Below are 11,155 nucleotides of genomic sequence, written 5' to 3'. Positions count from 1 at the left end.
GCTAAAATATTATTTCGTCTTCACTACCGGCTATTACCTCATTATCATCTTCCATCCACTTCATCGTTTCGATATAGTCAGACAGGTGTTCAACAGTTGGGTCGATAAAGAGTGTTTTCATATCTATCTTAATTCCGAAGGATTCCTGCACACGGGAGATCACACGGGTAGCCTTCAGGCTGTGTCCTCCGAGGTCAAAGAAATTGTCTTTGATACCTATATGGGTACGTTCCAGTATGGCCTCCCAGATAGCGATGATTTTCTCATCTGTTTCATGCCGGGGGCCTTCATATCCAGTATGCATTGCCTGCACCCTACTCTCCGGGCGGTGCAATGCGGTTTTGTCCAGCTTACCATTGGCATTGAGTGGAAAATCTTCCAGGGGGATGATGTGTGCGGGTACCATATAACCGGGAAGTGTGGCCAGCAATGCTTTGCGCAATGCTGATACCGTTACATCCTCTGCCGGAATATAATAGGCTGCCAGTTCAGCTTCTGCCGCATTATTCTTCCAGACAATCACCACAGCGTCTTTTACCGCTGGCAACGCCATGAAGGCGGCTTCTATTTCAGCGATCTCAATACGATGTCCTCTGATCTTCACCTGATCATCTCTGCGGCCTATGTATTCGATATCGCCATTATCCATGATGCGGGCATAATCGCCGGATCGATATAATTTTTCACCTGGAAGGAAGGGATTGTCGATAAATTTCTGTGCAGTAAGTTCTGGCTGATGCAGATAGCCGCGGGCAACGCCAGCTCCGCCCACACAGAGCTCGCCTATAACGCCTATGGGTACACGTTGCATATCATTATCCAGTATATAGCAGCTTAGGGTGGGAATAGGTATGCCCACATTACTGCGGTTCTCTTCTATTTCTCTGCGGCTAATCTCTTTATAGGTCACATGTACAGTGGTTTCTGTGATGCCGTACATGTTAATGTTCCTGCATGCAGGACTGCTCAGGCTCCATGCATCCAATATGGCGGGCATCAGTGCTTCACCACCGAAAATGAGGTACCGTAGTGGCGCATCAGATAATCTGTCTTGATTATGCAATAGCAGACTGCGGAATGCTGTTGGGGTTTGATTCAGCACGGTGATCTTTTCTTGCAACAAAAAATCAAAGAAAGCAATGCTGTCCTGCGCCGTTGCTGCTGGCACCATTACCAATGTGCCACCGTTCAGCAGTGCACCGTACATTTCCCACACGGAAAAATCAAAGCAATAAGAATGGAACAGGCTCCATTTATCATTGGGGCCGAAATCAAAGAGGTTGTTATCGTTGAATAGCAGCCGGGTAACGTTCCGGTGCTCTACCAGCACACCTTTCGGATTACCGGTGGTGCCTGAAGTATAGATCACGTAGGCCAATCCGGAAGGCGAAACCGTTACTTCCGAGGTGGCTGTATCATCATTCAATGCAGTAATGTCGATAAAGTGGCTGTCAGTGAATAATTCCTTTAAAGTGTTGTCAACAGGGCTATCTGTCAGTATCCACCTTGCACGGGAATCGCGGATAATATAGTCCTTGCGTGTGAGCGGATAGGCCGGATCTACCGGCACATAAGCTGCACCAGCTTTCAGTACGGCCAATATTGCAATGACCATCCATTCGGTTCTGCCGGTATGCAGTACGATCAGTTCCTCCTCCATTACGCGATAATCATGGAGCAGCTTGTGCGCAAGGCGGCCACTCGCATCGTCCAGCTGCCGATAAGTAAGGTGAGTATCGCCACATATCAGCGCGATATTATCAGGATAGCGGGAAACTGTTTCCCTGAACAAGCTGTTGATAGTAGCAGTGGCGTTATATGGCACCCAGGTTTGATCAGCCTTTAGTGTCATCAGGTGAAGCTCCTCACTATCAGGCAACCCGATATCGCGTATAGCCATTTCCGGTTGTGCCGTTACCTGCTCCAGTAGCCGTACCAGATGCTTTACAACCCTGATAATAGTACTTTCGCGGAAGAGTGCAGTATTGTATTCCAGGGCAAGACTTATCTCCTCGCCAACTTCGGAAAATGCAAAAAGCAGGTCATATTTCGCGATACCAGTTTGCACGGCCATCCTTTCCAGATGCAGGTCTTCCGTTACCTGGGCGGTAACCGTACTTTCCATACCATCAATGTTTTGCAGTACCAGCATTACATCGAATAAGGGTGAGCGCGAAAGATCCCTTTTCAGATCCAACTGCTCCAGCAACCATTCAAATGGGAAATGCTGGTGTTCAAATGCCTGTAACATCACCTCCTTTTCCTGTTGCATCACCTCTACAAAAGAAGCTGCTGAAGGAATAGAAGAACGTATAGCCAGCGTGTTGACAAAAAAACCTATCTGATCATGCAGTTGTTCACTGTTGCGGCCCGCCACCGGCGTGCCTATGATGATATCATCCTGACCCGCATATTTTTTGATCAGCACCTTCACAGCAGTCATCAGCAACATAAAGAGGCTGACTCCCGAATCCGCCGCCAACTGTTTGATCCGCTGTGTAAAGGGAGCGCCGAAATGTGCTGTGTATTCCGCACCCTGATAGGTTTTTACATCCGGGCGATGAAAATCATATGGCAATACCAGCGATGGTATCTCGCCAGTAAATATATTTTTCCAGTATAGCAGATCTGCCTCCATATGGCCGGCATTCAATTGCTCCCGCTGCCATACCGCGTAATCTTTGAATTGTAGCATAGGAGGCATCAACTCCCGGGTATTGCCAGCAGCCAGCTGGCGGTAAGCTTGTAATACCTGATTACACAACACCACCAGCGACCAGCCATCGCTGATAATGTGATGCATATTGAAAGAAAGTATATCTCCAGAAGGGGCGCGTAGGAGGAAGCATTGTAAGAGCGGGCCTTTCTGCAGATCAAACGTTGCGCTCCATTTTTTCTGCAATAGTGTAGTTAATTCTTCTTCAGACAAGTATTCATTAACAATGATCTGCTCCACTTTAAATGATACCTCTTCCGGCGCTTGCACGAGCTGTACAGGAAGGCCGTTCCTTTCAGCAAATACAGTACGCAATATTTCGTATTTGTGGATTACCAAATGAAAAGCCTTTTCCAGCAGGGTCTCATCCAATTGCCCTTTGATATGAAAAGCTGCCGGCATATGATAGGCCCTGGAGGCTTCTTCAAATCCGGTGAGCACCCACAGTCGTTCCTGCGCCAAAGAGATGGGATAGTCTGTGGCGGTATCTGCGCGTTCTATAAAGGCAGTTATCACGGCAGGCCGGTCTTGTAGCAGCGCGGCTTGTTGCACAATGGTAGGCAATGCAAAAATTTCCTGCAATGTTATTTGCTTCGACAGATTATTAGCCACCATTGAACGCAACATCATTGCTTTGAGGCTTTGTCCGCCTGATTCAAAGAAATTATGCGTAGTCCCAATATTATCTGTTCGCAGCACCTCTTTCCATATAGAAAGTAGTTGCGTCTCCAGTGGAGATTGCGGTACGGTTGGTTCCTGCAGGGCCCCTACGGACATTTCTGGCGCCGGCAACTGCTCCCTGGCAACTTTTCCATTGTTGTTAAGAGGAATATCCTGTAGCATTATGCAGTAGGCAGGAATCATATATGCCGGCATACGCTCTCCCACAAAAGATTTCAGGTGCTCAGCCAGCAGGGAAGCATCGCCAACAATATAGGATACTATCTTATATTCATCCGCTACCAGCATCACAGTCACATATGCCTGCTGTACCATAGGATGCTGTTCCAATACGTATTGGATCTCACCAGGTTCTATACGGTAGCCTCGCACCTTCACCTGGTCGTCTATACGGCCCCTGAACGCAACATTACCATCAGAGAGCCAGCAGCCAATATCTCCGGTCTTATACATTTTCCTTCCTGCCAGGAAGGGATTGTCCACAAACCTTTCAGCCGTAAGCTCGGCACGGTTACAGTAGCCTTTAGCCACTCCTTCGCCAGTGAGGTATATCTCTCCGTCAACCCCTACCGGCAACAGGTTAAGATGTGAATCCAGGATGTATAACTGTGTGTAGGCGATAGGTGTACCAATGGGCACGGCACTGTGCTCATCTTCCATAAAATGGTATATCGTGCTGTAGGTTGTATCTTCCGAAGGCCCATACAGATTACGTACTTCCATCCGACGGTAATCCAGTTCATCTTTGAGTCGCCGTGGCGCCGCTTCTCCCGCCATATTCAATGCAGTTACATGTTGCCAGTCCATCTTCATATCCAAAAGGCTTCTTACTACCGATGGAACAGTATTCAGCATAATACCTTTATCCTGCTGAATAAACTTCGGGATTTCTGTGGCCGCCTCCAGGAGACGTATTGTTTTTCCCTGGAGCAAGGGAAAGAACAGCTCAAATACAGACAGATCAAAACAACAGGAAGTAGCCGCGTACAGGATGTTGTATGGGGTAGCAGCAAACTCCGTTGCAGCCCATTGCAGAAAAGCGATAGTATTACGATGGCAGATCTCCACCCCTTTCGGCTTGCCTGTTGATCCGGAGGTATAAATAAGATAGGCTGTTTCTTCTTGCAGACTATCAGCGGGCAAAGGCTGTGCTTTCCGCTCAGATGCAACTGTTTCCAGCGCATCCACATATAAGATCGTCCCCGTGTAGTTTGCAGGAATCAATGCTGCGCTGACAGCATCTGTCAATATGATATCCGGGGACGCATCTTCCAGGAGGAAATTAATTCTGGAAGCTGGATACTTTGTATCTATAGGGAGATATGCATACCCGGCCCTCAGTATGCCCAAAATGCTGGCAGGCATATAGGAAGTACGTTGCATGAGTATGCCCGCGAAAGAGCGATGCTGGGGTTTGGGAGGTAAAGCAGCAGCAATAGTCTCTGCCAGCTCGTTCAATTGTCCGTAAGTAAACGTTCTATCTCCTGCTATCAGTGCGATATGATCAACATACTTCCCGAAACTGTTTTCCAGTAGATGAGATATGCTTTTTTCTGTTACCGGGAGTATCGGTTGGTTGAATACGTGGAGCACCTGATGAATATCTTGTGCATCAGCAATGCTGATATTGCCCAGGTATATGTCCGGCGTATCCAACACCTGCATATTGATATGTGCAAACGCCTGAAAAATACGCGCTATACTTTCCTTCTTAAAGAGCTTGACTGCATATTCTATTTCCAGGAAAAATCTGCCATCAGGATCATGATCGAAATTAAAAGTCAGATCAAGTTTAGCCGGACGCTTTTCATCTTCCGGTCTGCCGTCTCTATATAAGTAGCTGTCGAGACCTGAAAGGGTAAAATCTTGCTGCTGGTTGGTACCACTGTATGTCTGGGCCGTGTTCTGTAACACGATCATCACATCAAAGAGTGGATTGCGGCTGATATCCCGTTTTAATTCCAGCATTTCCACAATACTGTCGAATGGACAATCCTGGAACTCAAATGCGCGGTAAGAATGTTCGGCCACTTGTTGCAGGAAATCCCGGAAAGAAAGGGTTTCATCTATCCTGGTACGCAGTGGTACCGTATTGACGTATAAGCCTACCTGTTGCTCCAACTGATAGTGATTCCTGCCAGAAACAGGAGTGCCGATCACCACATCCCTGTTATTGGCATATTTATATAACAGAATATTGCAGATGGTCCGGAGATAGTTGAATAACGTAATGTGGTGCAGATTGCAATAGTCTTGTATCCGCTGATGCAATGCGGGGGTAATATAAAATTTAGACACCGCACCGGCAGTAGTCTTGATATCCGGCCGACTGAAATCTGCCGGCATATTCAGCGGCGTTACTGTTTCGCGGAATTCATTGCGCCAAAATTCTACGGCGCGTTCCATTTTTGTGCCGGTCATTCTTTCAGACATCCACGCAGCATAGTCTTTATACTGTATAGTAAGGGGTTCCGGCTGATATAACTTATTGCTGCGGTTTGCTTCGTAAGCAGCAAATACTTCCTGTACAATCACCCCAATAGACCATCCGTCGCTAATGATATGATGCATCGCAAATACCATCACATATTCCTTATCGCCAACACGCAGCAGTTCTACTCTCATCAATGGTCCATTCCGGAGATCAAACTCCCATCCGATGGCTTGTTCCAATATCTCTTCGAGACAGGTGCGAATATTTTCTTCTCCACGGATATCTTTAATGCCGATACTCAGCGGCATATCTTCCGCAATGAACTGGCGCGGCTCTCCATTCACTTCGCGAAAGAAGGTACGCAGACTTTCATGACGTGCAACTGATTGCCGGAAAGCGTTTCCCAGTGTGATAACAGATACATCGCCCGTGAGATAAAAGCTGGTAGCTATATTGTATACAGTACTGCCACCCAGGTGATGCAATGCCCACATTCTGTTCTGTGCATTGGACAAGGGATAATGCTGTTGCCTGGCAGTAACAGGAATAGGAGCCGCAAACTGTTCAACAGAACTTTTCAGGAGGGCGATCAGGTCTGCTTTAGCGGATTTAATTTCCTCCATCAGTTCCGCAGAGAGATTCTTTACCTCTCCTACCAGCTTAAGTTGATCTCCCTGTAACCTGGGAACAACCTTATTTTTCTTTAGTGCTGTAATAAGTTGTAATGCGTTCATATGATAATCTCATTCCCGGTGGCATGTGCAGATTTCAGCCAGAGGAGGCTTTCGATACTTTCTGTCAAGGCAGACATAGTGCTGTTGCGTAACAACACAGATGCTTCCAGATTGATCTGCAGATCCTTGTTAATAGTATTGATAACTTCCATAGAGCGGAGTGAGTCGAGTCCCAACTCCGTTAGTTCTATATCTTCAGAAGAAAAAGTATGATGTGGTATACCCGTTCTGGAAGAAATGATAGACAGCACATATTGTCTGATAGCATTGGTGTCAGGGTTTTCGGGCAGTGCCGCCACAGCGGCGGGTACAGTCGCACTAGTGCTGGCATGACTGATAGAAGAAGCCAACACGTTAAATGTCTGTTCCTGGTAATGTGTGGCACATTTACCGCGCTGCAATTTTCCGCTGGTCGTTCTCGGAATACCTAGCGGAGATGTCAGAATAATTTCATGCGGAGTGATACCAAAGGTCCCAGCGATATTTTTACTGATAGCAATTAACACTTGCTCCAGGTCTGTCTGTTGAATGGCCTTGCGTTTTATTTCAGCAATGATTACAAATGACTCCTGAGGTTGCAGCACACTAAAGGCTGCTACGCCATTTGGTTCTATAGCATCATGACATTGAGACACGCAGTATTCAATATCATACGGGTAAAAATTTTCGCCGCGAATGATCAGCATTTCTTTCAAGCGGCCATGTACAAAAAGTTCATTAGCAGAAAGGAATCCCAGGTCGCCCGTTCTGAGATAGCGGCGGTCTTCCAGCATATAGAAGAGTGTGGTATTATCTTTCCGCCAGTATCCATCTGTAACGCTGTCACCGCAAATGCAGACCTCTCCCACTTCTCGTTCACCGCACACTTGTTCACTCACCGGTGAAATGATCTTTACATCCATATCGGACGTTACGGTGCCCGAGCTAACGAGTGTAATAATATCTGGGGAATTGGCAGGCATTGGCTGCATATAATCTGCTGTAGCACTGTCTTTGCTGATATGCATCAACAAAGGCAAAGGTGCGGATCTCACGCCGGTCACCATTAGCGTAGCCTCAGCAAGACCGTAGCAGGGATGAAACGCTTCCTCACGGAAACCGGCTGTACGAAAATAATTACTGAATGCGCGTATTGTATCATACCTTACGGGCTCAGCGCCGTTATAGGCTACTTTCCAGGAAGAGAGGTCCAGTGTGGAAAGTTCTTCCGGAGTGATTCTGCTAACGCATAGATCATATCCGAAATTAGGCCCTCCGCTATGGGTTACTTTATAGGAAGAAATAGCGGATAACCATCGGAATGGCCGTTGAATGAAGTGAGCGGGAGGCATCAGCACACAGGAACATCCAATATAGATGGTATGAAGCAGACTCCCTATGAGTCCCATATCATGATGGAAGGGCAACCAGGAAAAAATAACAGCGCTCTCATCGCAACCAAAGGCATGTCGTATTACCTCCTGGTTATGCACCAGGGAGGAAGCTGTTACCATCACTCCTTTGGGCTTACCGGTAGAACCGGAAGTATATTGCAGGAACGCAATTTCCTGGTCTTCCGCAGGAGCATGTCTTTGCATAACGTCAGGAAATTTCCCGTGATCGGTAACCAGTACGCTGATAGCGCTATTGGCGCTAGCGAAATGTTGCTGCACATATGTGGCCAGGTTATCGCTTGTCAATATCATCGTTATTGCAGCATCTTCCACCAGCGTATGCATCCTTGATACATGCTTGGTACCTCTGGCAAAATAAATTGGTACTGCAATAATACCAGCATACTGACAGGCAAGAAATGCAATGGTAAAATCGATTACATCCTGATAAAGCAATAAGGCAACGGTATTACCCGCACGCTGCTGCTTCAGGTGCTCTCCTAGTCGTTGTACATGTTTATACAGTTCGCTATAGGAGATCCTTCGCACGCGCGACTCACCATCTTCCAACAATGTAAATGCTATCCGATCAGGAAACGATACGGCATGTTTGAATAAAAATCCAATGATCACAGGTCCACTTTATTAATGATGAAATTACAGGAACACGTAGGGCGTAGTCAATAGGAAATCATAATACTGTTATGGGTACGCGGAGCCGCTGCATAGGGTATACTTACATCTAACAAGGGCTGGCAGACTTTCGGAAGCCGGGGAAATACCACTCCCAAAACTGCAACAGGGCGGATACTGAAGGATTGATGGGTCGTCCACATATCAAAAATAATTTCCAGCATTATCCAGGATAGTAAAGACAAAGGGATATCTTACCATTCCGACTGGAATAATGCGAGGTGAGTGAATAAAATAACGGTTATCAGAGGGCCTTCATTAATGCAGGTTAACCTCATACTTTATGCATCTCTACACGGGTGATGCATAAGTAAAAAAATATGAAATACTTACCAACGAACTGTATAAAACATAACAGTTGCGATAGTAATCGATGGAATTACAGAAATGCTCCTACCGGGCGCCGCCCGATAACGATAATAATGAATAACGTGATGGAATACGAACCAAACGACCATACTACCTGCGTAGTATTGCATTAGACAGTCACTCCAAATTGATCAAATAAAGTCAAAAAAAACGCCCTAGTTAGCACTCAGGCAAAGGCTTAAAGAACAACGCTCATGTTGGCCGGCATTTTGTGTAAATCTCTAAAGAGTCCATATAATGAATATTTGAGGGTTTATAACCAAAACGTTAACAATAAACGAGGTACTATAAAAGTTTTCGGGAAAAAATGCTCTTGACGTCCAGGGCACAAACTTGTAAACAACAATAAAAGTGTGCTGAAATCTAGGCTCTCCTCAGTGCGGCATCTATACAGCAATAATACAAAAAAAACTCTAACCTCCAAATTTAATTTCACATCAATTAACAGGATTCCTATTCACTGCAGTTATTGCGCAGTAAAATACGCAAACAACAATCAATACAACATCACATCAGCCACAGTAGCCAACTTAAGGCATTATTACACTATACACTTCACCATACATACATCTATTCAAAACAATTACAAAAGGTATCCTAACGTTATGTAGCATACTACTAAAATGTACCATTCATGCAATCTTAATGCAGGTCACTGTATATTGTATCTTTGCCTTGTTATGGAATTTCATTCAGAATACGGTGTATCAAAAAAAACTTAGCATTATCCATGCTAACACAAACAGCATCCTGCAGGCAGGTTTCAGTGTTTCAAATACTTTTGCTAACTGTCTCTGAAAGTTAGGTACCTTCCACTTGTTATTTGATGAAAACAAGGGTAACTGTGGTGCTAATACCAACAGCATTTGCGACTTGGTACAGTTTTGTTTGAGAATACTGGAACCGGATTTCGAGTTGGACTAAATAAAGATGGGAGTTTAGATGATAATATCTTTTCGCCAGCTTTTCTACAGCTAGTACCAAGCACCTAGTATCCATACATCCTCCATAGATAAAGTTCTTCAAGGACGTTTAGCAAGGCAATTGCCGATTAATCCCGCTAGTAAGCAGAGAGTAGATTTCTATTCAGATGGGGTTCGTAAAATGTATCCAGTGTCTAAAAAAACCAGTGGTAACAGATTTAGCAGTGCGATTGCCAAATGCTGTCCATTAATCATTATTTGAATGGTATTTTTTTTTAAAAAGGTGGAGAATAATAAATTTTACCTTGCAGAACTTGAAATTTTCTTTATTAAACCTATTATCTTTAATTTCCTATCTTTAGATGTATTTATATTAATACTCTCTCGAATCGAACTGGTATCCTTAGTAATAACAATATTATACGATTCACCCACTATCAATTCGTTCGTATATTCTGCCGGACATTGTAAATACACTCCTATTTTCTGATCCTCTCTTAATGTTTGCCCAGGTTCCTCTAGTGAAAAAATTAGTAATTCTACATATGAAAATATGCCACAGGTTACTTTTGTCTTGATCGGTTCCAATAGCCTAGCACAGATTTTCATGGTTTGTGGTTTATTCTGGGCCATAGCACTAGTAGTGGCAACGAATACAATCATAAATACTGGAAGAATTTTCCTTATCATTTATTAGCCATTTTGTTCTTAACAAATTTATTACCTGATTTACTGTCGGTATAACACAACTTTGAATTATGCTATGTCATAATCGAATTAAGTAAAGCCAAAGTAAGGAAACAACATCATCCTAGACTCCTTGCGATACAAATTCATAGGTTGAAGGCCGGTTATATCCCAAAATACACTGGCTTCGGCTATTTCTACATCTGAACTCATTAGCAAACTTCCACTATAAAAATTAGGTACCATATCTTGATACAACATCTTTTGTCCAGGTGAAAATAAAGATGTAATATGCTTAGACTCCACTATTTCAAAATTGGTTTTGCTGTCCTTTAGCTATCCCAAACGGCATAAAGGCAAGGAGTCGAACACGGGTTCGATTCCCATCAGCTCCACAGAGTGCAGGTTCGATTCCTGTTCTGGGCACTAGAGGGTAGTAAATCTTAGATTTGTAACCCTCTTTTTTGGGGCTAAATCATAAAACTCCAAACATTTACGCCTGCACGTATTTGACAAAAGCAACTATGTTGCTATTCTTATCTATT

The 11,155-nt window shown here is 44.6% G+C and carries 3 protein-coding genes; all 3 read right to left on the bottom strand.

The annotated features are described in order from the left end of the window. Window position 1: 1 nt before the first annotated feature. On the bottom strand, window positions 2-6,565 hold the full coding sequence (locus CLV59_RS21815) for a non-ribosomal peptide synthetase (protein WP_111594191.1): 6,564 nt from the start codon (window positions 6,563-6,565) through the stop codon (window positions 2-4). Continuing rightward, window positions 6,562-8,571 (bottom strand): AMP-binding protein, encoded by a 2,010-nt coding sequence (locus CLV59_RS21810; protein ID WP_111594190.1) that lies wholly within the window; start codon window positions 8,569-8,571, stop codon window positions 6,562-6,564. The genes CLV59_RS21815 and CLV59_RS21810 overlap by 4 nt, the downstream gene beginning before the upstream one ends. Before the next feature lie 1,652 nt (window positions 8,572-10,223). After that, the gene (locus CLV59_RS21805) at window positions 10,224-10,613 is read right to left on the bottom strand and encodes a hypothetical protein (protein WP_111594189.1); all 390 of its coding nucleotides are present in this window, start codon (window positions 10,611-10,613) and stop codon (window positions 10,224-10,226) included. Window positions 10,614-11,155: the final 542 nt, after the last annotated feature.

It is taken from the genome of Chitinophaga dinghuensis, assembly GCF_003259435.1.
Taxonomy (GTDB): domain Bacteria; phylum Bacteroidota; class Bacteroidia; order Chitinophagales; family Chitinophagaceae; genus Chitinophaga; species Chitinophaga dinghuensis.
The sequence above is the reverse complement of the archived record's forward strand: the minus strand, read 5'-3'. Positions and strand labels throughout refer to the sequence as shown.